The 26,164-nt window shown below is 64.1% G+C and carries 25 protein-coding genes; 13 read left to right on the forward strand and 12 right to left on the reverse strand.

What is annotated here, in order from left to right:
- Nucleotides 1–141: 141 nt before the first annotated feature.
- From QBK88_RS02720 to QBK88_RS02755, 8 genes are all read right to left on the reverse strand, one after another.
- On the reverse strand, nucleotides 142–483 hold the full coding sequence (locus tag QBK88_RS02720; RefSeq protein WP_277960817.1) for a type II toxin-antitoxin system HicB family antitoxin: 342 nt from the start codon (nucleotides 481–483) through the stop codon (nucleotides 142–144).
- Nucleotides 483–731, reverse strand: a complete 249-nt coding sequence (locus QBK88_RS02725; protein ID WP_277960818.1) for a type II toxin-antitoxin system HicA family toxin — start codon at nucleotides 729–731, stop codon at nucleotides 483–485. Before QBK88_RS02725 ends, QBK88_RS02720 begins: the two co-directional genes overlap by 1 nt.
- Nucleotides 732–828: 97 nt before the next feature.
- Nucleotides 829–1,164, reverse strand: a complete 336-nt coding sequence (locus tag QBK88_RS02730) for a ribbon-helix-helix domain-containing protein (RefSeq protein WP_268148607.1) — start codon at nucleotides 1,162–1,164, stop codon at nucleotides 829–831.
- A 10-nt stretch (nucleotides 1,165–1,174) separates the two neighbouring features.
- A complete protein-coding gene (locus QBK88_RS02735) occupies nucleotides 1,175–1,756 on the reverse strand; it encodes a DJ-1/PfpI family protein (protein ID WP_268148605.1) in 582 nt (193 codons plus the stop codon).
- 101 nt (nucleotides 1,757–1,857) lie between these two features.
- The gene (locus QBK88_RS02740) at nucleotides 1,858–3,015 is read right to left on the reverse strand and encodes a phospholipase D-like domain-containing protein (RefSeq protein WP_277960819.1); all 1,158 of its coding nucleotides are present in this window, start codon (nucleotides 3,013–3,015) and stop codon (nucleotides 1,858–1,860) included.
- Between the two features lie 184 nt (nucleotides 3,016–3,199).
- Nucleotides 3,200–3,499, reverse strand: a complete 300-nt coding sequence (locus QBK88_RS02745; RefSeq protein WP_277960820.1) for an amidase — start codon at nucleotides 3,497–3,499, stop codon at nucleotides 3,200–3,202.
- Nucleotides 3,496–4,587 (reverse strand): serine hydrolase domain-containing protein, encoded by a 1,092-nt coding sequence (locus QBK88_RS02750; RefSeq protein ID WP_277960821.1) that lies wholly within the window; start codon nucleotides 4,585–4,587, stop codon nucleotides 3,496–3,498. The genes QBK88_RS02745 and QBK88_RS02750 overlap by 4 nt, the downstream gene beginning before the upstream one ends.
- Before the next feature lie 124 nt (nucleotides 4,588–4,711).
- On the reverse strand, nucleotides 4,712–5,596 hold the full coding sequence (locus QBK88_RS02755; protein ID WP_277960822.1) for an acyl-CoA dehydrogenase family protein: 885 nt from the start codon (nucleotides 5,594–5,596) through the stop codon (nucleotides 4,712–4,714).
- 130 nt (nucleotides 5,597–5,726) lie between these two features.
- Between QBK88_RS02755 and olsB the strand changes: the two genes are divergently transcribed.
- Nucleotides 5,727–6,482 carry an L-ornithine N(alpha)-acyltransferase gene (gene olsB / locus QBK88_RS02760; protein ID WP_268148595.1) on the forward strand — a complete coding sequence of 252 codons (756 nt, stop codon included), beginning with the start codon at nucleotides 5,727–5,729 and terminating at the stop codon, nucleotides 6,480–6,482.
- Nucleotides 6,482–7,258 (forward strand): lysophospholipid acyltransferase family protein, encoded by a 777-nt coding sequence (locus QBK88_RS02765; protein ID WP_277960823.1) that lies wholly within the window; start codon nucleotides 6,482–6,484, stop codon nucleotides 7,256–7,258. The genes olsB and QBK88_RS02765 overlap by 1 nt, the downstream gene beginning before the upstream one ends.
- A 99-nt stretch (nucleotides 7,259–7,357) precedes the next feature.
- Here QBK88_RS02765 and QBK88_RS02770 read toward each other — a convergent pair whose 3' ends face one another.
- On the reverse strand, nucleotides 7,358–7,924 hold the full coding sequence (locus tag QBK88_RS02770; protein ID WP_277960824.1) for an ACP phosphodiesterase: 567 nt from the start codon (nucleotides 7,922–7,924) through the stop codon (nucleotides 7,358–7,360).
- Between the two features lie 154 nt (nucleotides 7,925–8,078).
- Between QBK88_RS02770 and QBK88_RS02775 the strand changes: the two genes are divergently transcribed.
- Nucleotides 8,079–8,384: an ArsR/SmtB family transcription factor gene (locus tag QBK88_RS02775; RefSeq protein WP_268148589.1), complete on the forward strand. Its 306-nt coding sequence runs from the start codon at nucleotides 8,079–8,081 to the stop codon at nucleotides 8,382–8,384.
- 31 nt (nucleotides 8,385–8,415) lie between these two features.
- Nucleotides 8,416–9,465, forward strand: coding sequence for an alkene reductase (locus tag QBK88_RS02780; protein WP_277960825.1), 1,050 nt, complete (start codon nucleotides 8,416–8,418; stop codon nucleotides 9,463–9,465).
- Nucleotides 9,466–9,597: 132 nt separating this feature from the next.
- On the opposite strand, the gene QBK88_RS02785 is transcribed toward QBK88_RS02780, so the two are convergent.
- Genes QBK88_RS02785 through QBK88_RS02795 form a run of 3 tightly spaced genes read right to left on the reverse strand, consistent with a single transcriptional unit; the run spans nucleotide 9,598 to nucleotide 12,433 of the window.
- The gene (locus QBK88_RS02785) at nucleotides 9,598–10,440 is read right to left on the reverse strand and encodes an ATPase (protein WP_277960826.1); all 843 of its coding nucleotides are present in this window, start codon (nucleotides 10,438–10,440) and stop codon (nucleotides 9,598–9,600) included.
- Nucleotides 10,441–10,497: 57 nt separating this feature from the next.
- The gene (locus QBK88_RS02790) at nucleotides 10,498–11,499 is read right to left on the reverse strand and encodes an NAD-dependent epimerase/dehydratase family protein (RefSeq protein ID WP_277960827.1); all 1,002 of its coding nucleotides are present in this window, start codon (nucleotides 11,497–11,499) and stop codon (nucleotides 10,498–10,500) included.
- A gap of 46 nt (nucleotides 11,500–11,545) precedes the next feature.
- The gene (locus QBK88_RS02795) at nucleotides 11,546–12,433 is read right to left on the reverse strand and encodes a LysR family transcriptional regulator ArgP (protein ID WP_277960828.1); all 888 of its coding nucleotides are present in this window, start codon (nucleotides 12,431–12,433) and stop codon (nucleotides 11,546–11,548) included.
- A 91-nt stretch (nucleotides 12,434–12,524) separates the two neighbouring features.
- Between QBK88_RS02795 and QBK88_RS02800 the strand changes: the two genes are divergently transcribed.
- The 9 genes from QBK88_RS02800 (at nucleotide 12,525) to QBK88_RS02840 (ending at nucleotide 26,146) form a co-directional block, all read left to right on the forward strand.
- Complete coding sequence (locus QBK88_RS02800; protein ID WP_277960829.1) at nucleotides 12,525–13,124, forward strand: LysE/ArgO family amino acid transporter; 600 nt, start codon at nucleotides 12,525–12,527, stop codon at nucleotides 13,122–13,124.
- A 187-nt stretch (nucleotides 13,125–13,311) separates the two neighbouring features.
- The gene (locus QBK88_RS02805) at nucleotides 13,312–13,908 is read left to right on the forward strand and encodes a superoxide dismutase (RefSeq protein ID WP_268148576.1); all 597 of its coding nucleotides are present in this window, start codon (nucleotides 13,312–13,314) and stop codon (nucleotides 13,906–13,908) included.
- Nucleotides 13,909–14,578: 670 nt separating this feature from the next.
- On the forward strand, nucleotides 14,579–16,630 hold the full coding sequence (locus QBK88_RS02810; RefSeq protein ID WP_268148574.1) for a putative bifunctional diguanylate cyclase/phosphodiesterase: 2,052 nt from the start codon (nucleotides 14,579–14,581) through the stop codon (nucleotides 16,628–16,630).
- 128 nt (nucleotides 16,631–16,758) lie between these two features.
- The gene (locus tag QBK88_RS02815; RefSeq protein WP_277960830.1) at nucleotides 16,759–18,087 is read left to right on the forward strand and encodes an imelysin family protein; all 1,329 of its coding nucleotides are present in this window, start codon (nucleotides 16,759–16,761) and stop codon (nucleotides 18,085–18,087) included.
- A gap of 156 nt (nucleotides 18,088–18,243) precedes the next feature.
- Entirely contained in the window at nucleotides 18,244–19,659 is a 1,416-nt protein-coding gene (locus QBK88_RS02820) for a di-heme oxidoredictase family protein (protein WP_277960831.1), read from the forward strand.
- Between the two features lie 18 nt (nucleotides 19,660–19,677).
- Nucleotides 19,678–20,742, forward strand: coding sequence for an imelysin family protein (locus tag QBK88_RS02825; RefSeq protein WP_277960832.1), 1,065 nt, complete (start codon nucleotides 19,678–19,680; stop codon nucleotides 20,740–20,742).
- 2 nt (nucleotides 20,743–20,744) lie between these two features.
- The gene (locus QBK88_RS02830; protein ID WP_277960833.1) at nucleotides 20,745–21,800 is read left to right on the forward strand and encodes a DUF1513 domain-containing protein; all 1,056 of its coding nucleotides are present in this window, start codon (nucleotides 20,745–20,747) and stop codon (nucleotides 21,798–21,800) included.
- 173 nt (nucleotides 21,801–21,973) lie between these two features.
- Nucleotides 21,974–23,101 (forward strand): efflux RND transporter periplasmic adaptor subunit, encoded by a 1,128-nt coding sequence (locus QBK88_RS02835; protein WP_277960834.1) that lies wholly within the window; start codon nucleotides 21,974–21,976, stop codon nucleotides 23,099–23,101.
- Between the two features lie 15 nt (nucleotides 23,102–23,116).
- On the forward strand, nucleotides 23,117–26,146 hold the full coding sequence (locus tag QBK88_RS02840; protein ID WP_277960835.1) for a multidrug efflux RND transporter permease subunit: 3,030 nt from the start codon (nucleotides 23,117–23,119) through the stop codon (nucleotides 26,144–26,146).
- Nucleotides 26,147–26,164: the final 18 nt, after the last annotated feature.

The raw sequence follows: 26,164 nt of genomic DNA on the forward strand, positions 1-26,164 counted from the left end.
TGAGCGAAAAACCAGCGCGTACCACTTGGCGGCACAGTCATGACCGGCAGAAACAGATGTGGGATTCGCTGTAGTTCGGAAAGCTCCGTGCGAGCGGTGCCTGGATGCGGCCCGATACTCGCAGGCCTTGCCGCACAGCGGTCAAGCATGGTTGCCCAAGTACTCACTCAGGGCCTGACGGGTCAGGTCGTTCAAGGAGATGCTCTGCTTGAGCGCCGCTACAGTAGCCGCCAAGTGAAGATCGTGGCCCACCCGGACATTGAAGGATCCCTTGCAGGGAATTTCAGGGTTTTGATTCAGGGAGTCACAGGTCGCAAGATAATCATCGACAGCGTCACGGAAAGCCTGGCTGAGCTCTGCAACTGTCTCCCCTTCATAACTGACCAGCGCCCGAATGAACTGGAGCTTGCCGAATAGACAATTGTCTTCAGGACTTGCCTCGATGGAACCGAAGTAACCACGATGTTGAAGCAGTTTGCTCATCAAATGACCCCTCCTGCCTTCAGATGCTCGATAACCTGCCGCTTGAGGTAAGCCTTCAACTCATTGCCAGGGTGCGGCTTATGCAGGTTGATCATGGCCATGGGATTGCCGTTATCAAACTTCACGCGACTGCCCACCCCCTCCACCTGATCGTACCCTAGCCCTCGCAGGAGCGTGACAAGCTCCTGCCAGGTAAAACTACCCTGCTTATTGAGCAGTTTGGCCAGAAGCTGCTCTTGTTTAGACATCGAGCCCCCACTATTTCTGCAACTGATTTTAGTTGCAGATCCAGGAAGAGGGCAATGTCTGGAAGGCCAGGGGGAATGCCCCGACGCAGCCCCACCGTCAGAGCGAAGCGGAATGCCGAGCCGCCAACGCCACCACGCCGCCCCGCCCAGCCTCCCGCGCCACCGCGGCCGGGCGCCCCAGGCTCAGGTAGCGCATGCAGCTGACCCGCAAGAACGAGGCGAAATTGACCACCTCCCCCCGGTAATCCATCACCTCTTCATACAGCTTGGTGATCAGCTGGTTGGTGCTCATGCCATCTGCCTCGGCGATTTCGCTGAGTACGTCCCAGAACTGGTTCTCCAGGCGCAGGGTAGTGACCACCCCGCGGATGCGCAGCGAGCGCGAGCGGGACTCGTAGAGAATGGGATCAGCCTTGACGTAGAGCTCGCACATGTTCAATTCCTCACAGAATGATCTGGGTGCCCAGCAACCCCAGAAAGCCCGCCAGCCAGGCCGGGTGCGCTGGCCAGGCCGGGGCGCTGGCAAGGTTGCCCTGCACGTGGGCCTGGTTGACTTCAATGTCTATGTAGCGGCCACCGGCCAGTTTCACCTCCGGGGCACAGGCGGGGTAGGCGCTGCACTCGCGGCCTTCCAGCACGCCAGCGGCAGCCAGCAGTTGCGCACCGTGGCACACTGCCGCGATAGGTTTGCCGCTCTGGTCGAAGGCCTGCACCAGTTCCAGCACTTTCGCATTCAGGCGCAGGTATTCTGGCGCCCGCCCACCTGGAATCACCAAGGCATCGTAGTCAGCGGCCTGCACCTGGGCAAAGTCGAAGTTCAAGGCAAAGTTGTGGCCTGGCTTTTCACTGTAGGTCTGGTCGCCCTCGAAATCGTGAATGGCGGTGCGCACGCTTTGCCCGGCTTTCTTGTCGGGGCACACGGCATGCACCACATGGCCGACCATCTGCAAGGCCTGAAACGGCACCATCACTTCGTAGTCTTCGACGTAGTCGCCCACCAGCATCAGAATCTTTTTCGCGGCCATGCTGCAGTACTCCTCTGAACAAGGTGAATTACCTTTCTCCTACCAAGGTAGTCCTCTGGGCACTGCCGCGGGTAATACGCGGTTACTACTCATCGGATAGCTTATTGCCGGCGCCCGAACACGGCGATGGTCAGCCGGTCCAGCCAGCCAAACAGGCGCTGCTGTACCCGCCCCCACAATGGCCTGCGGCGCCAGCGGGCAATGTCGATCTCCAGGCTGGCGGCGAAATCACGCTCGAAGCTGCGTTCCACGGCCAGGGTCATCGAAGGGTCCAGCACTTCGACATTGGCTTCCAGGTTGAAGCGCAGGTTCCAGTGGTCGAAGTTGCATGAACCTATGCTGACCCAGTCGTCCACCAGCACCATTTTCAGGTGCGAGAAACATGGCTGGTACTCGAAGATCGTCACGCCGGCCTTGAGCAGCCGCGGGTAATAATTGTGCCCGGCATAACGCACCGAGGGGTGGTCGGTACGCGGCCCGGTCAACAGCAGGCGCACATCGACCCCACGCTGAGCCGCGCGCCGCAACGAGCGGCGCACTTTCCACGTCGGCAGGAAATAGGGTGTGGCCAACCAGATGCGCCGCTGGCCACTGTTGATGGCCCGCACCAGGGCCCGCAGGATGTCGCGGTGCTGGCGGGCATCGGCATAGGCCACCCGGCCCAGGCCGTCCCCGGTGGCCGGCACCCTGGGCAGGCGCGGCAAACCGAAGTGCATGGCTGGCCGCCACGCCGTGCGGCGCAGGTTGGCGCGCCATTGGCGGTCAAACAGCATCTGCCAGTCGGCCACCAGTGGCCCTTCCATCTGTACCATCACCTCGTGCCATTCACTGCTGTCCTGGTCGGGGTGCCAGAACTGGTCAGTAAGGCCCGTGCCGCCCACGGCGGCCCACTGCTGGTCGACGATCAACAGTTTGCGATGGTCGCGAAACAGATTGCGAGTCCCCCGGCGCAGGCTCATGGGGTTGTACCAGCGCAACACCACCCCCGCATCGATCAGGCGCTGCCTATGCTCGGCGCCCAGGGCCAGGGAGCCGTAATGGTCGAACAGGCAACGCACCATCACCCCGCGCTGTGCGGCCTCGGCCAGCGCCTGGATGACCACCTCGGCGCAGCGCCCGGACTCCACGAGATAGAGTTCGAGGTCGATATGCTCCTGCGCGCCGGCGATGGCGGCGAGCATGCGCGGAAAGAATACAGGACCGTCGACCAGCAACTCGAAGTGGTTGTCGGGGCGCCAAGGGAAAATCGGGCCGGCCACTTCAACGCACCGGCAGGGCGGAAAGGGTTCGCGTAGAGCGCGCCATGAGGTACATGAAAACTCCCGTTACATTACCTCGCAACCTTAGCTGGGGAATGGGCGGCGTGGCAAATGGAGCACCTCTGCCAACCTGGCGTCGAGCGCGGAAAGCGGGGAGATCGGCGTTGGCAACCTTGCTGCCCCATCACCGCACCAACCGGCACCCCTGCCGCGCGCCGGTCCATTGGGCCGTGGCGCCCTGCCCCAGCCCCCGCGCCGAAACCCGGGCATGCACGGGGTCATCCTCCAGCCCACTCAAGGGCAGGTACTGTTTCACATAGCCTTGACAGTACGACGCCGTCAGCCCCATCACGTAGCGGCACGAACAGTATTCCTTGGCGCTGTACGCGCTGAGAATGCCGGGAAACGCCGCGAGCGAAACACGCTCATGCCATACCGCAAGGCCCAGCGCCAGCACGATGATCACCGCAATGCCACGCTTCATGGTGCGCTCCCCGGAGCAAAGGCCGCCAAGGCGCGTTTGAGGAGTTCGTTGTGCTGGTAGCTGGCATCACGGTCGTCACCGTAGCGCACGATCACCAGTTTCTGCTCGGGCAGCACATACAGGGCCTGCCCCCAGTGCCCGAGGGCCGCGAAGGTCTGGGCCGGGGCATCAGGCCATGGCCGCGGGCCACCGCCCACCGCTTGGTTGAGCCACCACTGGCCGCCACCAGTGGCTTCGCCAGGTTCGGCCACAGCGTGTTCGAAAGGCCGGCGGTTAAAGGCTACCCACGCAGCGGGCAGCAATTGGCGATCTCGCCAGCGACCGTCGCGCAGCATCAACAGGCCGACGCGCGCCAGGTCGCGGGCGCGCAGGTAAGCGTAGGAAGAGGCCACGAACGTACCATGGACGTCGGTCTCCCATACTGCCTGCTCAATGCCCAGAGGCTGAAACAGAGCGCGCCAGGGGTAGTCCTGATAGTCGTGGGCACCGACCATCTGTTCCAGTGCCGCCGACAGCAGGTTGCTGTCGCCACTGGAGTAGCGAAACACCTGCCCGGGCGCGGCGAAGCTGCCCAGGCTGGCGGTAAAGGCGGCCATGTCATCGCGCCCGCGGGTATAGAGCATGGCGACCACGGAGGAGTTGAGCGGCGCGTATTCGTAGTCCTCCTGCCAGGCCAGCCCGGAAGCCCAATGCAGCAGGTCCACCAGGCGAATATCGGGATGGCGGGCCAAGGGCGAGTAGTACTGCGCCGCCGAATCTTCCAGGCGAAAACGGCCCTCGCCGAATGCAACACCCAGCACACACGCCATCAGGCTTTTGCTGACCGACCAGGTGGTGTGCAGTGAGTCGGCGGTGAAGGGCGGGGCGTAGTGTTCGTACACCAGGCGGCCGTCGCGGATCACCACCAGGGCATCAGTACGGATGCCTTGGCGTGTGTCATCGTTTCTGGGTGCAAAGGCGTAGTCGGTCAGGGCTTGCACCGCCGGGCCGGGCGGCTGCAGGTCTTCAAGCCATTGCCGGGTGGGCCAGTCTTCGGCCAGGGCGGTGGTGGTCCAGCAAAGCAGCAGCAGGAGGCAGCGTTTGATCATGGCCAGGCCTTGGGGTGGGCAGCCGTGAGGGTAATCAAGGTTCATGACAGTTGATCGGCGCTGGCTGCTTCCCGAGCTTCGCCCGGCCCCGAAAGCGCAATCCAGCGTCCTCTGTGATGCTGGCTTACAACCCCAACGTCTCGATGGCCTTTTCCAACCGTTTCTGCCGCGCCCCACTTGCCAGGGTCAGCAGCCCCCGATCACGCATCCACACCTCGGCCAGCGCCGCGGGGCTGCCGGCGAAGGCTTCGTCCAACTGCGGCGTCAACGCCGCGAACTGCTCGAACACCCCCGCTAGCAACACATGGCTGGTGGCCGCCACCGGGCTCTGACGCGTGGCTTCGGCGCAACTGCCCAACAGCCCTGTCAGCCGCAACTGCAATGCTTGCGGCCAGTCGTGGTCTTGCCCGCAGCCATACAACCACCCCAACATGGCGCTGAGCACATACAGGTCTTCCAGGCTGCGGAATGGCTTGACGTAGGCATCCCAGCCGTCCCCGGCCAGGCGCTCGCACAGGGCGTTGTCCAGGTGCAGGCGGCTGTGGCTGATCTCCGGCATGAACGGCAAGGCCGGCAGCGCTTCAAGGCGAACCCCCGGCTCACCCGGGTAGACCACCACCAGGCTCAGACGTGGTGCCTGCCCGTGCGGCTCGTTGCGCGCGGCTACCAGCAGCCAGTCAGCGGCGTCGCCGGCGGTAACGAAGTCTTTGCGGCCATTGAGGCGCAAGTCGGTCAGGCGGGTCTGCAGGTCAGCCGGGCGCAGGCTGTGCTGTTCGGTGGCGCAGATGGCGCCCAGGCTGGGCGGCGCACTGGGCCACAGCACCCGAAGCGCCGCCTGGTAGCCCACCAGGAAGGCCAGGCCGGGACTGGGCAGCGCCTGGCCCCCCAGCACCGCCAGATCGAACGGCGACACCGGGCCCAGGCGCTCCAGCAGCGCTGCATAGGTATCAGTCAGGGTGGCCAGCGAAGGCAACCGTTCACGCGCTGTAAGCAACTTGAGCCAGGACATGGGCGCTCCTTGGGGCTGTCATACAAGCATCACCAAAGCTTAACGGTGATGACACTGGGCCTACCTAGGCTGAGCTTGCACAACAAAGTCGACCGGCCGCAACCCCATGGCTGGCTTTTGGAGACTCGCAATGACTCAGATCGCTCTATCTGGCGTTACACGCACCGAACGTCGCCTGCAAGCCGAACGCCTGACGGGTGCAGACGCCCTGCGCGAAGCCCAGAGCCTGCGCTTCAATGTCTTCAGTGGCGAGTTCAATGCCAAGCTCAAAGGCGCCGAGCTGGGGTTGGACATGGACGACTATGACGCCCACTGCCGCCACATCGGTGTGCGCGACCTGAGCACCGGGGCGCTGGTGGCCACCACCCGCCTGCTCGACCACAAGGCCGCCCATGGCCTGGGGCGCTTTTACAGCGAGGAAGAATTCAGTCTGCACGGGCTGGGCGGCCTGCAAGGCCCCATCCTGGAGATAGGCCGTACCTGCGTGGCACCCGATTACCGCAATGGCGGTACCATCGCCGTGCTCTGGGGCGAGCTGGCCGAAGTGCTCAATGAAGGTGGCTACAGCTACCTGATGGGCTGCGCCAGCATCCCCATGCTGGACGGCGGCGTGCAAGCGCGGGCGATCATGCAGCGCCTGCGCGAACGCTACCTGTGCACTGAACACCTGCGCGCCGAGCCGAAAAAACCGTTGCCGGAGCTGGACGTGCCGGCCAACGTGATCGCCGAGATGCCGCCGCTGCTCAAGGCCTATATGCGCCTGGGCGCCAAGGTGTGCGGCGAACCGTGCTGGGACGAAGAATTCCAGGTGGCCGATGTGTTCATCCTGCTCAAGCGCGAGAATCTCTGCCCACGCTACGCCCGCCACTTCAAGGCGGCCGTGTGATGGCGCGCGGGCGCGTCTACGCGCGCGTCGCCCGGGTGCTGCTGGTGGTGGCTTTGGGCCTGAGCATGGCGGCGATCTTCACCTTGTACGAGCGCCTGCGCATTCGCCACTCGATGGTCAGGCGCCAGCGCTGGTCGCGTTTTTTCATGCAACGCCTGAGCAATGCCCTGCCCTTTCGGGTCACGGTGCACGGCACCCTGCCTACCCAACCGACGCTGTGGGTCAGCAACCATGTGTCCTGGACCGACATCGCCCTGCTGGGCCAATTGGCGCCGTTGTCGTTCCTGTCCAAGGCCGAGGTGCGCACCTGGCCCATCGCCGGCTGGCTGGCGCTGAAGGCCGGCACCCTGTTCATCCGCCGGGGCTCGGGCGACAGCCAGTTGATTCGCCGGCAAATGACCCAGCACCTGCGTGGCAACAGCTCCCTGATGATCTTCCCCGAAGGCACCACCACGGATGGACGTGGCCTGCGCACTTTCCACGGCCGCTTGCTGGCCAGTGCCGTGGAGACCGAAATACCCCTGCAGCCGGTGGCCATCCGTTACCTGCGTAACGGCGAGATCGATCCGCTGGCGCCGTTCATTGGCGAGGACGACCTGCTGTCGCACCTGATGCGGCTGTTCAGTCATGACGTGGGGGAAGTGGAGATTCACGTGCTCACGCCTATCCCGAGTGCCGGGATGGAGCGGGCAGCCTTGGCGTTCCAGGCACAGGAAGCGGTGCGCAAGGCGTTGTTCGGCGTGGCGGAGCCGGTACCTGAGTCGGCGGCGGCCTGAGGGTTGGACGTGTCTGGTTCCCGAGCCTCGCCAGGTATCACAGAGACAGATGCGATTTAAGTGCAGGACGGGGCGAAGCTCGGGAATCACACACCGCGATCATCGCGCTGCGAACGCTTGAAGAATGGGGTAGAAATCCTTGAAGTCCTGAGTCAGCGGCTCGTACAACTCCCGAACCTCCTCCATCGCCCCCAACAACCCCTCCGGCTTCGACAAGCGCCGCGAAATCCCTTGCAGCACCTGCCCCACCACCGCGAACTCCCGGTAGGAACCCAGCCAGTCATCCGCGATCATGAAGGGCGCCATCCGCGCCAGCCGCCCCGGCAACTCGGGCTCAGCCGCCAATACCCGATAGACGCTCCGGGTGTAGTCCTTGAGCGGCACATCGCTATAGTCGTGCCAATGCAACGCGAGGCAATGGTCGAAAAACACGTCGACGATGATGCCCGCGTACCGCCGCCGCTGCGCCGGGAACCGCGCCAGTGCGCCGAGCACGATGGGGTGGCTGTCGGTGAAGGCGTCAATGCGGCGGTGCAACTGGATGGCCTGCACCAGCGCAGGCGCATAGCGCCCTTGCAGGCTGCCCTTGACGAAATCGCCGTACAGGCTGCCCAGCAGTTGTTCAGGTTCCTGGCCGCCCAGGTGCAGGTGTGCGAGATAGTTCATGGTTGGAGCGTACCACCTCCACAGCCGTATCGTTATAACCCGATATAGCGGAAGATCATTTGCTTAGCACGCGATCATATTTGTATATCGCGATTTACAGATATATATTTCGATTTATCGCGATATAGCACTGCACCTGACGAGCCCTGCCGCCATGCCACTCGACCTCGACGAAATCATCAAAGCCCTGGCCCACCCGGTTCGACGAGAGATCCTCAACTGGCTGAAAAACCCCGAAACCGAGTTTCCCGACCAGGTGCACCACAGCACCGACCTGGGCGTGTGCGCCGGGCAGATCGACCAGCGTTGCGGCCTGTCGCAGTCCACGGTTTCGGCGCACCTGGCGACCCTGCAACGCGCCGGGCTGGTGAGCAGCCGCAAGGTCGGCCAATGGCACTTTTTCCAACGCAACGAGGAAACCATTCAGGCCTTCCTCAAGCAGATGAGCCACGAGCTCTGAGCCCTTTTCAACCCCCTGTGAGGCATGTTCCATGACCACTATTTTCGACCCGATCAAGCTGGGTGACCTCGAGCTGCCGAACCGCATCATCATGGCACCGCTGACCCGCTGCCGCGCCGACGAAGGCCGCGTGCCGAACGCGATGATGTCCGAGTACTACGTGCAGCGCGCCAGCGCCGGCCTGATCCTCACCGAGGCCACCTCAGTAACGCCAATGGGCGTGGGCTACCCGGACACCCCCGGCATCTGGTCCAACGACCAGGTGCGTGGCTGGACCAACATCACCAAAGCCGTGCATGGCGCCGGTGGGCGCATCTTCCTGCAACTGTGGCACGTGGGCCGCATCTCCCATGAAAGCTACCTGAACGGCGAAACACCGGTGGCCCCTAGCGCCATCAAACCGGCCGGGCACGTCAGCCTGGTACGGCCGATCACCGAATTCTCCACCCCGCGCGCGCTGGAAACCGCAGAAATCGCCGACGTCGTCGAGGCCTACCGCCAAGGCGCGGAAAACGCCAAGGCCGCCGGTTTCGACGGCGTGGAAGTGCACGGTGCCAACGGCTACCTGCTCGATCAGTTCCTGCAGAGCAGCACCAACCAGCGCACCGACCAGTACGGCGGCTCGCTGGAGAACCGTGCCCGCCTGCTGTTGGAAGTCACCGATGCCTGCATCGAGATCTGGGGCGCAGGCCGGGTGGGCGTGCACCTGGCACCGCGTGCCGACTCCCATGACATGGGCGACGCCAACCGCCTGGAAACCTTCAGCTACGTGGCCCGTGAACTGGGCAAGCGCGGTGTGGCGTTCATCTGCGCCCGCGAGAAGGAGGCCGACGACAGCATCGGTGCTGCCCTGAAAGACGCGTTCGGTGGCCCGTACATTGCCAACGAGCGCTTCACCAAGGCCACCGCCAATGCCGCACTGGCGGCCGGTACCGCCGATGCCGTGGCCTTTGGCGTGCCGTTCATCGCCAACCCCGACCTGGTGGCGCGCCTGGCGGCGGATGCACCGTTGAACGAGGCCCGGCCGGAACTGTTCTACGCCAAAGGGGCCGAGGGTTACCTGGACTACCCGACGCTGTAAAGCGACTGTCTGCCTCCTGCAGGACCGGGCGAAACCCGGGAAGGCCTCTGCGCCGTCACACCGACACTGCGCGGTGTGCCATTGCCGAGCTTTGCCCGGTCCTGCAGCGGTAAGACAATTGGTTGGTGCGCGTCACTGCCGGGTATTGATCTGCTGCTGCAGGTTCTGAATCTGGCTCTGCAACGTGGTGATGTTGCGCGTGGTCTGGCCACGGAACGAGTCGAATTCGGCAGTGTTGGTTGCGGCCGCCGGGGCCGGGCGGTTCTCCACTTCGCTTTTGAGCACCACCAGGTCCTGCTCGACGCTGTCCAGCCGGCCGGTCACATTGCCTTGCTTCTTCAGCGCGGCCACATCGGCCGCCACAGCCTTGATCTGCGTATCCAGCTTGCCCGCATCAGCCTGGCCGCCCTTGAGGGTCGCCACGTCTGCGCTCAGGCTCTTGAGCTGGGCTTGCACCTGATCATTGGCAGCCTGCTGTGCGGTGGCCACCGCCAGCGCCTGATCGATACGCTTGCCCAGGTCGCCCTGCTGGCCAGCCACGCCCTGCTGCGCACGGCCCTGGTCCAGCAACTGCGCCTGCAGCTGCTTGATTTCCAGTTTCAATTGCTCGCTGCCACTGGTGGCGCTGGACTCGGTAGCCACGACCTTGCCGCTGATATCCCGCAGCCGGCCCGCCGCTTCTTCACTGATGCGCGCGAAGCTTTCCTGGGTGGCGACCAGTTGCTGCTCCATCAGCGAAATCTGCTGAAAGCTCCACCAGCCCAGCCCCACCAGGGCAATGCCCAGGGCACCGACCAGCGCCCATAGCGGGCCGGTACTGGCACCCTTCACCTTGACCACCGGCGTGGTGCGCGAATACACCGTGGTGCGCCCGCGCTCGGCCGGGGTAGCCGGGGCAAAATCGTCGTCATCCCCCTCCTTGGCGCTCAGGCGAGGGACATTGTCGAAATCGTCGTCACGGGCGTCGTTACGCATGGAAAAACCTTCTGCAAAAGCACAGTGATGGCCTGAAATGGCTGCGAGTATACCGGTTCAGCGGCTGCCGGTTCGGTCCTGGGCTCTCCACCAGCCGCAGAACTCGTCCAGCGCTGCCCACAGGCTGACCTGGGGCTCGTACTTCAGATAATGCCTGGCGCGGCTGATATCCAGGGTGAAATCCTTGTGCATGACCTGCATGCCCAGGCGCGACAGCGTCGGTTGTGGCCGCCCGGGCCACAGCAGGCACGCGCCCTCGTTGAGCGCGGCGGCCGTGTAGGCCAGGCCGTAGGAGCGGTAACGAGTGGCCTGGGGCAGGTTCATCTGGCGCATCACGTAATTGACCACGTCCCAGATCGGCACCGGCGCGCCGTTGCTGATGTTATAGGCCTTGCCCAGCGCCGAATCGTCGGCCAGCAGCGCGCTCATCAGCGCCTCGTTGAGGTTCTGCACGCTGGTGAAGTCGACCTTGTTCAAGCCGTTGCCAATGATCTTCAGGCGGTTTTTCTTCTGCATCTGCAGCAACCGCGGGAAAATACTGACATCACCGGCGCCAGTAACGAAGCGCGGGCGCAGGGCCAGCACTTCGAGGCCGAACTCCGCCGCGCCGAAGACTTTCTGCTCCGCCAGGTATTTGGTCTTGCCATAGTGGTCATGGAACCGCCGGGGCACCTGTTCTTCACGCAGGGCCAGGTGCGAGCGGCCATCGAAATAGATGGACGGCGACGAGAGGTGCACCAGGCGGCGTACCTGCTCCTTGAGGCATGACTCGACGACGTTCTCGGTGACCTCGACGTTGCCACGGTGAAAGTCCTGGTAGCGCCCCCAATTGCCCACCGCGCCCGCACAGTGCACCACGGCCTCGACACCGATGCACAGGCGGCGTACCAGGTCCGGGTCGGTCAGGTCGCCCTGCACGAACTGCGCACCGCGGCGCACCAGGTGCTCCACCCCTTCGGCCCGGCGGCCGCTGACGCGCACCTCCAGGCCCTGTTCCAGCGCGTGGCGGGCAAAACGGCCGCCAATGAAACCGCTTGCGCCGGTCACCAGAATTTTCATGAAACGCTCCGCATCGGGTTCAGCTTGAATAAGGGCTCGGACAGGCTCATGCCACCAACCAGCGGGCTGCCTGACGTGCCAGGTGGTCCGTAAGGTCGCTGAGCAATTGCCCGCCATGACGCCAGTGGTGCCAATACAGCGGTACATCGATCCAGCGCTCGGGCAACAACTGCACCAGCGCCCCGCTGGCCAGCTGTCCCCGCGCCTGCAACTCAGGCACCAGCCCCCAGCCCAGGCCGAATTCGGCCATGCGCAGGAAGCCTTCGGAAGAAGGGCACAGGTGGTGGAGAAAACCACCGTCGATGCCCAGTTCGGCCAGGTAGCGGTGCTGCAGCAAGTCATCCGGGCCGTAGACCAGCGCCGGGGTGTGGGCCAATTGTCCCGCAACGAAGCCGTCGGGGAAATGCCTGGCGACAAACCCGGGGCTGGCCAACGCCAGGTAGCGCATCGCACCCAGGGGCAAACTGCGCGCGCCTGCCACCGGCCGCTCGCTTGCACAGACACAGGCCGCGACTTCACCGGCGCGCATGCGCTTGAGGCCCACGTCCTGATCTTCGACTACCAAATCCAGCAGCACGCCACGTGCGGTACAGAAATCGCCAACCGCCGCGGCCCACCAGGTCGCCAGGCTGTCGGCGTTGAGGGCAATGCGCAAGCGTTGCGGCATACCCTCCTCGTCCAGCGCTGGCACCTGCCCTTGCAGGTCACGTTCAAGCAAGCGCACTTGCTGAACATGGTTCAGCAGGCGCCGCCCGATCTCCGTGGGCACTGGGGGGGTAGCCCGCACCAGCACCGGTTGGCCCACCCGTGCCTCCAGCAACTTGATGCGCTGGGACACCGCTGACTGGGACAGCCCCAGCACCTGCGCGGCGCGCTCGAAGCCGGCCTGCTCGGTAACGGCGGCCAGCGCGGAAAGCAACTTGTAATCAAACATCACTTTTCCTAATGAGCGATGAGCGTTATTTGTTTTTCTTATACACCAAAGCCCCCCACACTCCTACCACTTGAACAGGAGAATGGCAGGCATGTGGCACAGTTACGTAAACGGTCTGATGGTGGCGGCAGGCCTGATCATGGCAATCGGCACTCAGAATGCCTTTGTTCTGGCCCAGAGCCTGCGCCGGGAGCATCACCTGCCGGTCGCCGCCCTGTGCGTGCTCTGCGACGCGGTACTGGTGACACTGGGGGTGTTCGGCCTGGCCAATGTGCTGGTCCACAGCCCCTTGCTACTGAACGTCGCGCGCTGGGGCGGCGCGTTGTTCCTGCTCTGGTACGGCGCCCAGGCATTGCGCCGCGCCTGCTCCCGGCAGAGCCTGCAACAAGGTCGGCACAGCGGCCAGCGCTCGCGCCGGGCCGTATTGCTCAGCGCCCTGGCGGTGACCTTGCTCAACCCCCACGTTTACCTGGACACCGTGCTGCTGATTGGCTCCCTGGGCGCCCAGCAGGCCGAGCCCGGCGCCTACGTGGCCGGCGCCGCCAGTGCCTCGTTGCTGTGGTTCTTCACCCTGGCGCTGGGCGCGGCCTGGCTGGCACCCTGGCTCGCGCGCCCCGCCACCTGGCGGGTGCTGGACCTGATGGTGGCGGTGATGATGTTCGCCGTGGCGGCTCAGCTGATTTTTGCCTGAGCCGCTGGTCCGCGGGCCGCAGCCGCTCTGGAACCTCTATCCCACACAGTTGTTGCGTGGTTATGCCGCAGTCCCGGTGCTATGATCCCAAGCTTGCGCCGCAAAGAGTAAAAACTCGCCGGCGTATCTCTGGCCGCCCGTGATCGGCCTTGCGCTCACCGCAACAGACCTGATTAGGAGAATCACCATGGCTTTCGAATTGCCGCCGCTGCCCTACGCTCACGATGCGCTGCAGCCGCACATCTCCAAAGAGACTCTGGAATACCACCACGACAAGCACCACAACACCTACGTCGTGAACCTGAACAACCTGGTGCCAGGCACCGAGTTCGAAGGCAAGACCCTGGAAGAAATCGTCAAGTCTTCCTCCGGTGGCATCTTCAACAACGCCGCCCAGGTCTGGAACCACACCTTCTACTGGAACTGCCTGGCGCCAAACGCCGGCGGCCAGCCTACTGGCGCCCTGGCTGACGCTATCAACGCTGCATTCGGCTCCTTCGACAAGTTCAAGGAAGAGTTCAGCAAGACCTCCATCGGCACCTTCGGCTCCGGCTGGGGCTGGCTGGTGAAGAAAGCTGACGGTTCCCTGGCCCTGGCCAGCACCATCGGCGCCGGCAACCCGCTGACCAGCGGCGACACCCCGCTGCTGACCTGCGACGTCTGGGAACACGCTTACTACATCGACTACCGTAACGTACGCCCGAAATATGTAGAGGCGTTCTGGAACCTGGTCAACTGGAAGTTCGTGGCCGAGCAGTTCGAAGGTAAAGCCTTCACTGCCTAAGCTGCCAGCTTGCTGAAAAACCCGGCCTCGGCCGGGTTTTTTTATGGTTCTTCACGGATTGACGGGAAAGTCGTGGCACTGCCATGGATCTGCAGTGGACCTGCAAAGCGGACCAGGTGATGCCACAGGCATAACTGGCCCGAAACAGATGTGGGACCGGGCTTGCCCGGGAAGCGCCGCGCGGGCGGCGCTCGGTCTCAAGGGCGCTACAAAACCCAAGCCATGCGCCTTTCAGCCCCAACCCGGTTGCTAGACGGGCCAATGAGGGGCTCTTCAATATTCCTCGCCAGCGATTGCATCAAGGCCTCCAGGTGCCAGGCGATGGTGTTGGGCCGTTCTCAAGATCGAGCGCCGCCCGCGCGGCGCTTCCCGGGTAAACCCGGTCCCACATCTGTTTCGGGCCAATTCGTCTGTGAGATCACCTTGGCTGCCTTGCTGGCACCCACACAGATCTGCAGTGAACCAACACGGCGAATCAGGTGCTGCCCCAAGCATTGTGGGTGCCCCACTACAGCGCGTTTCTTCACGCCTCGCAGCGTGCAACGCAAACCCCTTGCCTCGATCTGCGATACAGCTAAGATCTACAAAGGCTCACCCCCTTGACTGCCCACCGGGATTGCCACTGATAATGGCATATTGATGCCACCTGCATGCAACAAGGAATGGCCCTTTGAAGCTGGAACTCAAGAACAGCTTGTCGGTGAAGTTGCTACGCGTTGTGCTGCTCTCTGCGCTGATCGTAGGGGTAGTGCTCAGTTGCGCCCAAATCGTGTTCGATGCCTACAAGACCCGTCAGGCCGTGGCAAACGACGCCGCGCGTATCCTCGATATGTTCCGCGACCCTTCCACGCAGGCGGTCTACAGCCTCGACCGGGAAATGGGCATGCAGGTCATCGAAGGCCTGTTCCAGGACACCGCCGTGCGCATTGCCTCCATCGGCCACCCCAACGAACCCATGCTGGCCGACAAGACCCGCCCGCCGCTGCAGACCGCCACCCGCTGGCTCACCGACCCTATCCTGGGCCAGGAACGCACGTTCACCACGCAACTGGTCGGCCGCGGGCCCTACAGTGAATACTACGGCGACTTGAGCATCACCCTGGACACCGCGCCCTACGGCCAGGGCTTCATCATGAGCTCGGTGATCATCTTCATTTCCGGCGTGCTGCGGGCCATGGCCCTGGGCCTGGCCCTGTACCTGGTCTACCACTGGCTGCTGACACGGCCACTGAAACAGATCATCGAACACCTGACCCAGATCAACCCCGACCGCCCTAGCGAGCACAAACTGCCGGCCCTCAAGGGCCACGAGAAGAACGAACTGGGCATGTGGATCAACACGGCCAACCAGTTGCTCGAATCCATTGAACGCAACACCCACCTGCGCCATGAAGCCGAAAACACCCTGCTGCGCATGGCGCAGTACGACTTCCTGACCGGGCTACCAAACCGCCAGCAACTGCAATCGCAGCTGGACAAGATCCTGATCGACGCCGGCCGGCTTCAACGCCGGGTTGCCGTGCTGTGCGTGGGCCTGGACGATTTCAAAAGCATCAACGAACAGTTCACCTACCAGACCGGCGACCAACTGCTGCTGGCCCTGGCCGACCGCCTGCGCGCACACAGTGGGCGCCTTGGCGCGCTGGCGCGCCTGGGGGGCGACCAGTTCGCCCTGGTGCAGGCCGACATCGACCAGCCCTACCAGGCCGCGGAACTGGCGCAGAGCATCCTCGATGACCTGGAGGCGCCATTCGGCCCCGACCTGCAGGAGATTCGCCTGCGCGCCACCATCGGCATCACCCTGTTCCCGGAAGACGGCGACAGCACTGAAAAGCTGCTGCAGAAAGCCGAGCAAACCATGACCCTGGCCAAGTCGCGCTCACGCAACCGCTACCAGTTCTACATCGCCAGCGTGGACAGCGAAATGCGCCGGCGCCGCGAGCTGGAGAAGGACCTGCGCGAAGCCATCGCACGGGGCCAGCTGTTTCTCGCCTATCAGCCCCAGATCAGCTACCGCGACCACCGCGTGGTCGGGGTCGAGGCCTTGCTGCGCTGGCAGCACCCCGAGCACGGCCTGGTGCCGCCCGACCAGTTCATCCCGTTGGCCGAGCAGAACGGCAGCATCATCGCCATCGGCGAATGGGTCATGGACCAGGCCTGCCGGCAACTGCGCGAGTGGCTGGACCAGGGTTTCAACGACCTGCGCATGGCGGTCAACCTCTCTACCGTGCAGTTGCACCACGCCGAACTGCCCCGGGTGGTCAGCAATTTCCTGCAGATCTACCGCCTGCCGCCGCGCAGCCTGGAACTGGAAGTCACCGAAACCGGTCTGATGGAAGATATCAGCACCGCCGCGCAGCACTTGTTGAGCCTGCGCCGCTCGGGCGCGCTGATTGCCATCGATGACTTCGGCACCGGGTATTCCTCGCTCAGTTACCTGAAATCGCTGCCGCTGGACAAGATCAAGATCGACAAAAGCTTCGTCCAGGACCTGCTGGAGGACGACGATGACGCCACCATCGTGCGCGCCATCATCCAATTGGGTAAAAGCCTGGGCATGCAAGTGATCGCCGAGGGCGTCGAGACTTTGGAGCAGGAGCGTTACATCATTTCCGAAGGCTGCCACGAGGGGCAGGGCTACCTGTACAGCAAGCCGCTGCCGGCCCGCGAACTCACGGCCTTTCTCAAACAGGCTCAGCGTAGCCAGGCAGTCAGCCTCTGAAGGCCACCCACGGGCCTGATGAATTTGCTTACATCTTCATTGTTTACAGAGAATGCATATCCTTCGCATGATTGCGCCGATTTTGCGTGGCCGTCGGCCCGCCTCCTCTCTCGACGCAGGATATCGCCATGACTCACATGCCCCTGGCCACCGCCGGTCTGCTGGCCATCGCCGTCTCGCTCGCCGGTTGCGGCGAGAGCAAGCCAGACCAGGCTCCCGCCGCCCAGGCAGCCGCCAGCAGTGGCGCCGCCACGGGCAAGGGCGAGGTTGACGAAGCCGCGGCACAGGCGGTGGTGAAGCATTACACCGACATGGCCTGGTTCATCTACACGGACGCCCACCGCTGCGCCCTTGACCTGCAGGACAAGGTCGACGCCTTCCTCGCCAAGCCTGATGACAGTACGCTCAAGGCCGCCCGCCACGCCTGGGTAGCCGCGCGCGTGCCCTACCTGCAAAGTGAAGTGTTCCGCTTTGGCAACCACATCGTCGACGACTGGGAAGGGCAGGTTAATGCCTGGCCGCTGGACGAAGGGCTGATCGACTATGTCGACGCCAACTATGAGTCGGCCCTGGGCAACCCGGCGGCCAAGGCCAACATCATTGCCAATGAACATATCCAGATCGGCGAAGACAAGGTCGACATCACCGAAATCACCCCCGAAGCGCTGGCCAGTCTCAACGAGCTGGGCGGCTCGGAGGCCAACGTGGCCACCGGTTACCACGCCATCGAGTTTCTGCTGTGGGGCCAGGACCTGAACGGCACCGGCCCTGGTGCCGGCGACCGCCCCGCTTCCGATTACCTGCAGGGGCCGGATGCCACCGGCGGCCACAACGACCGCCGTCGCGCCTACCTGAGCGCCGTGACGCGCCTGCTGGTTTCCGACCTGGAGGAAATGGCCGGCCAGTGGAAAGCCGGGGTCGCCGACAACTACCGCGCCAGCCTGGAAGCCGAGCCTGCCCGCAACGGCCTGCGCAAGATGCTGTTCGGCATGGGCAGCCTGTCCCTGGGCGAGCTGGCCGGTGAGCGCATGAAGGTGTCGCTGGAGGCCAACTCGCCGGAAGACGAGCACGACTGCTTCAGCGACAACACCCACTACTCCCACTATTACGACGCGCTGGGCATCCGCAACGTGTACCTGGGCGAATACACCCGTCTGGATGGCACCGGCGTGAGCGGCCCGAGCCTGTCCGCACTGGTAGCCAAGGTCGACCCGGCCCACGACGCAGTGCTTCGCACCGACCTCGACGCTACCCAGGCGCGACTGCAGACCATCGTCGACCGGGCCAGGCAGGGCGAGCATTACGATCAGTTGATCGCTGCGGGCAATGAGGCGGGCCAGCAACGGGTGCGCGATGCCATCAGCGCGCTGGTCAAGCAGACCGGCTCCATTGAAAAGGCAGCGGGCACGCTGGGCATCAATGACCTGAACCCGGAAACAGCTGACCATACCTTCTAGCCCTTGGGCGGCACGTGCAGGGCCTGGCGATGCTCGGCCCTGCATGACCATCGCAACACGCCAGCCAGTATTTTGTTTCAAAGGTTGACCCTGCCATTTTGCCCACCGCCCCCCTGCTAAGCTTGCCAGCCCCAGCCCTTCTGCCACGGATTGCCGATGCCATCACCTGCCCCTCGCCTCAGTACCGCGCTACTGACCCTGTGCCTGAGCGGCTGCGGGGATGCCGTGCGCCTGGGTGAAACGGAACGCGGCGAAGCGCTGTCAGGCGGGGCAGCCACCGTGTGGCGCAGTGACTTGAACGCCTTCGCCCAGCCGTCGGCGAACCTGTCGCCTGAAGGCCGGGTGGACTTCAGCGCCGGCAACAGCTTCTTCCGCAGCCCGTGGGTCATCGCGCCAGCCACCACCACCGCCCGCGACGGCCTGGGGCCGCTGTTCAACACCAACGCCTGCCAGAACTGCCACATCAAGGACGGCCGCGGCCACCCCCCCGAAACCGACGCCAGTAGCGCGGTGTCGATGCTGGTGCGCGTCTCCATTCCAGACACCGCGGCCCAGGCACAAATCATCCAGCGCCTGGGCGTCAACCCCGAACCGGTATACGGCACACAATTGCAGGACATGGCGATTCCCGGGGTAGCGCCAGAGGCCAAGGTGCGGGTCGAGTACGACCTGGTGACCATGGCCTTCGACGACGGCACCCGCACCGAACTGCGCAAGCCACGCCTGGTGCTCAGCCAGCTTGGCTACGGGCCGCTGCACCCCCAGACCCGCCTTTCCGCACGGGTCGCGCCGCCCATGGTCGGCCTGGGGTTGCTGGAGGCCATCCCCGAGGAAGCGATACTGGCCAACGCCCAAGCGCAAGCGGCCAAACCCGATGGCGTCGAGGGCCGGCCAAACCGGGTCTGGGATGACGCCCAGGGCAAAGTCGTGATCGGCCGCTTCGGCTGGAAAGCCGGCCAGCCGTCGCTGGCTCAGCAGAATGCCCATGCCTTCGCCAATGACTTGGGTCTGACGTCCCGCCAACTGCCCAACGCCACGTGCACAGCCGCGCAGCTCGATTGCCTGGCGGCCGCCAACGGTGGTGAACCGGAGGTCAGTGAGAACATCGAGCGCCTGGTGCTGTTCTATACCCGCCACCTGGCAGTTCCCGCCCGGCGCGACGTCAGTACACCCCAGGTACTGGCCGGCAAGTTGCTGTTTCACCAGGCGGGTTGCCAGACCTGCCATGTTCCGAACTACACGACGGCGGCGGACGCTGCGGAGCCGGAACTGGCCAACCAGCACATCCGCCCCTACACGGACCTGCTGCTGCACGACATGGGCCCGGGCCTGGCCGACCAGCGCAGCGAGTTCGCTGCCAGCGGCCAGCACTGGCGCACGCCGGCCTTGTGGGGCATGGGCCTGAGCGAGACGGTCAGCGGCCACACCCAATACCTGCATGACGGGCGCGCCCGCGATGCCATGGAAGCCATTCTCTGGCATGACGGCGAGGCCGCGGCCTCACGCCGCCATGTGCTGTCGTTCAATGCCGGGCAGCGCGCGGCGTTGCTGGCGTTTCTGAATTCACTGTAAGCCTGCCGGGAGCCCCACATGTTTCGTCCCACGCTGTTGTTCACCAGCCTCGCCGCTCTGGTGCTGGGGGCCTGTAGCCCCCAGGACCAACAGGCCGTCACCAGCGCCGCCATTGCCCGGCAGGTGATACTGCCCACCTACAACCGCTGGGCCGATGCAGACCGGCAACTGGCGGTCAGCGCCCTGGCCTACTGCCAGGGCACCGCCAGCCTGGGTACCGCCCGCGCGGACTTCCTCCATGCACAACGAGCCTGGGCGCAATTGCAGCCGCTGCTGATCGGCCCGCTGGCCGAAGGCAACCGGGCATGGCAGGTGCAGTTCTGGCCCGACAAGAAAAACCTCGTGGGGCGCCAGGTGGACCAGTTGGTCAACGCCCCCACGCCCGTGGATGCCAGCCACCTGGCGAATGCCAGTGTGGTGGTACAGGGCCTGTCGGCGTACGAATACATCCTGTTCGATGCTCGCCTGGACCTCGCCGATGCCAATCAGAAAGCCCGCTACTGCCCATTGCTGGTCGCCATCGGCGAGCATCAGAAAACCCTTGCCGAAACCATCCTGGCGCAGTGGAACACCCCTGAGGGCATGCTCTGGGAGCTGAGCCACTTCCCCAACCCGCGCTACGCCGACGCCCACGAAGCCATCGCCGACCTGCTGCGCGCCCAGGTCAACGCCCTGGATACCCTGAAGAAAAAACTCGGTACCCCCATGGGCAGGCAGAGCAAGGGCATTGCGCAACCGCTGCAGGCCGAAGCGTGGCGCAGCCAGGCTTCGCTGGCGAGCCTGGCGGCCAGCCTGGATGCGGCCCAGGCGGTATGGGAAGGCGTGGACGGCAAAGGCCTGCGTGGCCTGCTGGGCAAGGACCAGAAAAACCTGGCCGGGCGCCTGGATGCCGCGTACGCCGCCGCGCAGGCGCTGCTAGCCGACAACCAGAGGCCCTTGGCCGAACTGCTGGGCGACCCGCAGGGCCGTCAGCAATTGGACATCCTTTACGACGGCCTCAACACCCTGCACCGGCTGCACGAGGGTGAACTGGCCAAGGCGCTGGGCATCGCCCTGGGCTTCAACGCCAACGACGGGGACTGACCATGGGCCTGGCGCACTGGTTCAAGACACTGCTCGCCCCCCAGGGCAGCAACCTGTTGCTGTCGGCGCGCGACGATGGCGAAGGCCGTCACCATGCAGTGGGCTACCGCCTGGACGGGCGCCAGGTGTTCGCCACCCGCGTCAGCCAGCGCTGCCACGCCATCGTCCAGCACCCGACGCGCCCCCTGGTATTGTTCGTGGCCCGACGGCCCGGTACCGAATGCTACCTCCTGGACCTGCGCGACGGCCGCCTGCTGCAGACGCTGACCGCCCCGCCGAACCGGCACTTTCAAGGGCATGCCGTGGTCCACGCTGCTGGCGAATGGTTGTACACCACGGAAAACGACACCCGCGAACCTGGCCGAGGTGTCATCGGCGTGTACCGTTTCGACGGCCAGCAACTGGCCCGTCACGGCGAACTGTCCAGCCACGGCATCGGCCCCCACGAACTGGCCTGGCTGCCCGACGGCGAAACCCTGGTGGTAGCCAACGGCGGCATTCGCACCGAAGCCGAGAGCCGGGTAGAGATGAACCTCGATGCCATGGCGCCCAGCCTGGTACTGATGCGCCGCGACGGCACCCGGCTGAGTCAGGAAACCCTGGCACAGCCGATGAACAGCGTGCGCCACCTGGCTGTGGCCGGCGACGGCACCGTGCTGGCTTGCCAGCAATACATGGGCGAGGCCGAACACTGCGCGCCGCTGCTGGCGATCAAACGTCCGGGGCAGCCATTGCAACCGTTCCCCGTCAGCGAGCGGCAACTGCGGCAGATGGCCCATTACACCGCCAGCGTCGCCGTGCATGACGGCTTGCGCCTGGTGGCGCTGACCGCACCGCGCGCCAACCGGTTCTTCGTCTGGGACCTGGACACCGGTGCCGAGCGCCTGGAAGTCTCGATGCCCGACTGCGCGGGCGTCGCGATGGTAGCGGATGGCTTCGTGGTCACCTCCGGCCAGGGCCGCGCCCGCCTGTTCGATTGCCGCGGCCCTGCGCCCGTGGCCCGCGTGCTGAACCTGCCCGCCGGCTATTGGGACAACCACCTGCACCGAGCATTGTAAAACCTTCCCTGTGCACGAGAGCCAGCCCGAGAAGCTCGCTGGCAAGCCCGTTCCCACAAGTGCGATGAGCAGGAAAAAAAGGGGGTAATATCCAGCAACACAGCGCGTTGGCATAAAGCGCTGTGCAGGAATAATGTGCTGCACTCTTCGTCTCGTCTCCAAGGAACAGGAATATGCTGCGTCGCCGCATGCTGATCATGTTGGGCGTCGTGCTGCTCGTGGTGCTGGTGCTGGGTGGCTACAAGGCCTTTTCCGTGTACCGGCAGATCCAGCAGTTCACCGCGCCCAAACCGCCCGTGGCCGTTGCCGTGGCCACCGCCAGCCAGCGCGCCTGGCAATCGCGGTTGCCGGCCGTGGGCAGCCTGAAGGCGCTGCAGGGCGTCAACCTCAGCCTGGAAGTGGCTGGCACGGTGCGCAGCATCCAGTTCGATTCCGGCCAGCAGGTGAAGGCCGGCCAACCATTGCTGCAACTGGACAGCGACGTGGAAGCAGCCCTGCTGGGCACCGCCCAGGCAGACCTTGGCCTGGCCCAGGTGGACTATGGCCGCGGCGCGCAACTGGTGGACAGCCACGCTATCTCCCGAGGCGAGTTCGACCGCCTCAACGCCGTGCTGCTCAAGAACAAGGCCACCGTGGCGCAGCTCAAGGCCAGCCTGGCGAAGAAGAACATCGTCGCGCCCTTCACGGGGACCATCGGCATTCGCCGGGTAGACGTGGGCGACTACCTGGCCAGCGGTACGGTAATCGCGACCCTGCAGGACCTGAGCAGTTTGTACGTGGACTTCTACGTGGCCGAGCAGGTCATTCCCCAGGTGCATCTGGACCAGGCGGTTCAGGTAACGGTCGCCGCCTGGCCCGGGCAAACGTTCGAGGGCCGGATCAGCGCCTTGAACCCCAAGGTCGAGGACAGCACGCGCAACATTCTCATCCGCGCCACCCTCGCCAACCCCCAGGGAAAACTGTTGCCAGGTATGTTCGCCAATCTGCAGATCGTGCTGCCACAACCCAGAAACGAAGTCGTGGTGCCCGAAAGCGCCGTGGCCTACACCCTGTACGGCAACTCGTTGTATGTGGTCGCTGAGAAACACGAAGCCGATGGCAAGCCGAGCATGGATGCCCAGGGCAAACCGGTGCTGATCGCTGAACGCCGTTTCGTCGATACCGGCGAACGTCGCGACGGGGTGGTCATCATCAGCAAGGGGCTCAAGGCCGGCGAGCAAGTGGTCACCGGGGGCCAACTGAAACTCACCAGCGGCGCGGCCGTCAGCATCAGCCCCGACCAGACCCAGACCAACCACTGACCCAGGAGAACGGCCATGGCCTTTACCGACCCGTTCATCCGCCGGCCAGTGCTGGCCAGCGTCATCAGCCTGCTGATCGTTTTGCTCGGCTTCCAGGCATGGAGCAAGCTACCCATTCGCCAGTACCCGCAGATGGAAAACGCGCTGATTACCGTGACCACTGCGTACCCCGGCGCCAATGCCGAGACCATTCAGGGCTATATCACCCAGCCATTGCAGCAGAGCCTGGCGAGCGCCGAGGGCATCGACTACATGACCTCGGTGAGCCGGCAGAATTTCTCGGTGATCTCCATCTACGCCCGCATTGGCGCCGACAGCGACCGCCTGTTCACCGAACTGCTGGCCAAGGCCAACGAGGTCAAGAACAAGCTGCCCCAGGACGCCGAGGACCCGGTGCTGAGCAAGGAAGCCGCCGACGCGTCGGCGCTGATGTACATCAGCTTTTTCAGCGACCAACTGAACAACCCGCAAATCACCGATTACCTGTCACGGGTGATCCAGCCCAAACTGGCGACGCTGCCGGGCATGGCCCAGGCCGAAATCCTCGGCAACCAGGTGTTCGCCATGCGGCTGTGGCTGGACCCGGTGAAACTGGCCGGCTACGGCCTGAGCGCCAACGATGTCACTGATGCGGTGCGCCGTTACAATTTCCTGTCGGCAGCCGGTGAAGTGAAAGGCGAATACATCGTCACCAGCATCAACGCGGCCACCGACCTCAAATCCACCGAAGGCTTCGCCGCCATTCCGCTCAAGACCGACGGCGACAGCCGGGTGCTGCTGGGCGATGTGGCGCGGGTGCAAATGGGCGCTGAGAACTACGATACCGTCAGTTCGTTCAACGGCACCCCCTCGGTGTACATCGGTATCAAGGCCACCCCGGGCGCCAACCCGCTGGATGTGATCCGCGAGGTGCGCAAGCTGATGCCTGACCTCGAGGCGCAGCTGCCGCCCAACCTCAAGGCCTCCATCGCCTACGACGCCACGCTGTTCATCCAGGCGTCCATTGACGAGGTCGTGAAGACCCTGTTCGAGGCGGTGCTGATCGTGGTTGTCGTGGTGTTCCTGTTTCTTGGTGCTCTGCGCTCGGTGATTATCCCGGTGGTAACCATTCCGCTATCGATGATCGGCGTGCTCTTCTTCATGCAACTGATGGGCTACTCCATCAACTTGCTTACCTTGCTGGCCATGGTATTGGCCATCGGCCTGGTGGTGGACGATGCGATCGTGGTGGTGGAGAACATCCACCGCCATATCGAGGAAGGCCGCTCGCCCTTCGACGCGGCACTGCAAGGTGCCCGGGAAATCGCCATGCCGGTGGTGTCCATGACCATCACCCTGGCCGCCGTGTACGCCCCCATCGGGTTCCTGGAGGGGCTCACGGGTGCATTGTTCAAGGAGTTCGCCCTGACCCTGGCAGGCGCGGTGGTGATTTCCGGTGTGGTCGCACTCACGCTGTCGCCCATGATGTGCGCCCTGCTCCTGCGTGCCAATACCAACCCCAGGGGCCTGGCACACCGCCTGGACCATCTGTTCGAACGGCTCAAGCAACGTTACCAGCGCATGCTTCACGCCACCCTGCAGACCCGCCCGGTGGTGGTGGTGTTCGCCTTCATCGTGCTGGGCCTGATTCCCGTGTTCCTCAAGTTCACCCAGTCGGAACTGGCGCCCAACGAGGACCAGGGCATCATTTTCATGATGGCCACGGCGCCGCAGCCTACCAACCTGGATTACCTGAACACCTATACCGACCAGTTCCTGACCATCTTCAAGGACTTTCCAGAGTACTACTCCTCGTTCCAGATCAACGGTTTCAACGGCGTGCAGTCGGGCATCGGCGGCTTCCTGCTCAAACCCTGGAATGAACGCAGCCGTACCCAGATGGAGCTGCTGCCCGAGGTGCAAGCGCGCCTGGCACAAATTCCGGGGCTGCAGATATTCGGCTTCAACCTGCCTGCCCTGCCGGGCACCGGTGAGGGCCTGCCCTTTGAGTTCGTGATCAACACCGCCAACGACTACGAGTCGCTGCTGGACGTGGCCCAGCGGGTCAAGGATCGCGCCGAGGCCAGCGGCAAGTTCGCCTTCCTGGACATTGACCTGGCCTTCGACAAACCCGAGGTGGTGGTGGATATCGACCGGGCCAAGGCGGCGCAGATGGGTGTGTCCATGCAAGAGCTGGGGGGCACCCTGGCCACCCTGCTGGGCGAGTCGGAGATAAACCGCTTCACCCTCGACGGGCGCAGCTACAAGGTCATTGCCCAGGTGGAGCGCGCCTACCGCGACAACCCTGGCTGGCTCAACCAGTACTACGTGCGCAACAACAAGAACGAGTTGCTGCCCCTGTCGACGCTGATCACCGTCAGCGACCGTGCCCGGCCGCGCCAGCTCAACCAGTTCCAGCAACTGAACTCGGCGATCATCCAGGGCTACCCCATTGTCAGCATGGGCGACGCGGTGCAGACCGTGCGCGATATCGCCAGCCAGGAAGCACCCGCCGGCTTCGCCTTCGACTACGGCAGCAGCGCCCGCCAGTATGTGCAGGAAGGTAATGCACTATGGGTAACCTTCGGCCTGGCGCTGGCGATCATCTTCCTGGTGCTGGCCGCGCAGTTCGAAAGTTTCCGCGACCCGCTGGTGATTCTGGTCACGGTGCCCCTGTCGATCTGCGGTGCGCTGATCCCGCTGTTTCTGGGCTGGTCGAGTTTGAACATCTACACCCAGGTAGGGTTGGTGACCTTGATCGGGCTGATCAGCAAGCACGGTATCCTGATCGTCGAATTCGCCAATCAGTTGCGGCGCGACAAAGGCCTTGGCGTACGGGAGGCGGTGGAAGAAGCCGCGGCCATTCGTTTGCGGCCAGTGCTGATGACCACCGCGGCGATGGTCTTTGGCATGGTGCCACTGATTCTGGCGACGGGGGCGGGGGCAGTGAGCCGCTTCGACATTGGCATGGTGATCGCGACGGGGATGTCGGTGGGGACGCTGTTCACCCTGTTTGTACTGCCTTGCGTGTACACGCTGGTGGCCAGACCTGACCGAGCCGCGTAGCAGCGGACCTGGCCGCGT

This window comes from Pseudomonas sp. RIT-To-2, assembly GCF_029623465.1.
GTDB lineage: Bacteria > Pseudomonadota > Gammaproteobacteria > Pseudomonadales > Pseudomonadaceae > Aquipseudomonas > Aquipseudomonas silvicola.

Coding starts and splice junctions, on each gene's coding strand:
- olsB (WP_268148595.1), top strand. CDS start 5,727: ATGACTCAGATCGCTCTATCTGGCGTTACACGCACCGAACGTCGCCTG.
- QBK88_RS02730 (WP_268148607.1), bottom strand. CDS start 1,164: ATGTGCGAGCTCTACGTCAAGGCTGATCCCATTCTCTACGAGTCCCGC.
- QBK88_RS02820 (WP_277960831.1), top strand. CDS start 18,244: ATGCCATCACCTGCCCCTCGCCTCAGTACCGCGCTACTGACCCTGTGC.
- QBK88_RS02825 (WP_277960832.1), top strand. CDS start 19,678: ATGTTTCGTCCCACGCTGTTGTTCACCAGCCTCGCCGCTCTGGTGCTG.
- QBK88_RS02795 (WP_277960828.1), bottom strand. CDS start 12,433: ATGTTTGATTACAAGTTGCTTTCCGCGCTGGCCGCCGTTACCGAGCAG.
- QBK88_RS02765 (WP_277960823.1), top strand. CDS start 6,482: ATGGCGCGCGGGCGCGTCTACGCGCGCGTCGCCCGGGTGCTGCTGGTG.
- QBK88_RS02805 (WP_268148576.1), top strand. CDS start 13,312: ATGGCTTTCGAATTGCCGCCGCTGCCCTACGCTCACGATGCGCTGCAG.
- QBK88_RS02780 (WP_277960825.1), top strand. CDS start 8,416: ATGACCACTATTTTCGACCCGATCAAGCTGGGTGACCTCGAGCTGCCG.
- QBK88_RS02755 (WP_277960822.1), bottom strand. CDS start 5,596: ATGTCCTGGCTCAAGTTGCTTACAGCGCGTGAACGGTTGCCTTCGCTG.
- QBK88_RS02830 (WP_277960833.1), top strand. CDS start 20,745: ATGGGCCTGGCGCACTGGTTCAAGACACTGCTCGCCCCCCAGGGCAGC.
- QBK88_RS02770 (WP_277960824.1), bottom strand. CDS start 7,924: ATGAACTATCTCGCACACCTGCACCTGGGCGGCCAGGAACCTGAACAA.
- QBK88_RS02815 (WP_277960830.1), top strand. CDS start 16,759: ATGACTCACATGCCCCTGGCCACCGCCGGTCTGCTGGCCATCGCCGTC.
- QBK88_RS02735 (WP_268148605.1), bottom strand. CDS start 1,756: ATGGCCGCGAAAAAGATTCTGATGCTGGTGGGCGACTACGTCGAAGAC.
- QBK88_RS02775 (WP_268148589.1), top strand. CDS start 8,079: ATGCCACTCGACCTCGACGAAATCATCAAAGCCCTGGCCCACCCGGTT.
- QBK88_RS02785 (WP_277960826.1), bottom strand. CDS start 10,440: ATGCGTAACGACGCCCGTGACGACGATTTCGACAATGTCCCTCGCCTG.
- QBK88_RS02720 (WP_277960817.1), bottom strand. CDS start 483: ATGAGCAAACTGCTTCAACATCGTGGTTACTTCGGTTCCATCGAGGCA.
- QBK88_RS02750 (WP_277960821.1), bottom strand. CDS start 4,587: ATGATCAAACGCTGCCTCCTGCTGCTGCTTTGCTGGACCACCACCGCC.
- QBK88_RS02800 (WP_277960829.1), top strand. CDS start 12,525: ATGTGGCACAGTTACGTAAACGGTCTGATGGTGGCGGCAGGCCTGATC.
- QBK88_RS02840 (WP_277960835.1), top strand. CDS start 23,117: ATGGCCTTTACCGACCCGTTCATCCGCCGGCCAGTGCTGGCCAGCGTC.
- QBK88_RS02790 (WP_277960827.1), bottom strand. CDS start 11,499: ATGAAAATTCTGGTGACCGGCGCAAGCGGTTTCATTGGCGGCCGTTTT.
- QBK88_RS02725 (WP_277960818.1), bottom strand. CDS start 731: ATGTCTAAACAAGAGCAGCTTCTGGCCAAACTGCTCAATAAGCAGGGT.
- QBK88_RS02835 (WP_277960834.1), top strand. CDS start 21,974: ATGCTGCGTCGCCGCATGCTGATCATGTTGGGCGTCGTGCTGCTCGTG.
- QBK88_RS02745 (WP_277960820.1), bottom strand. CDS start 3,499: ATGAAGCGTGGCATTGCGGTGATCATCGTGCTGGCGCTGGGCCTTGCG.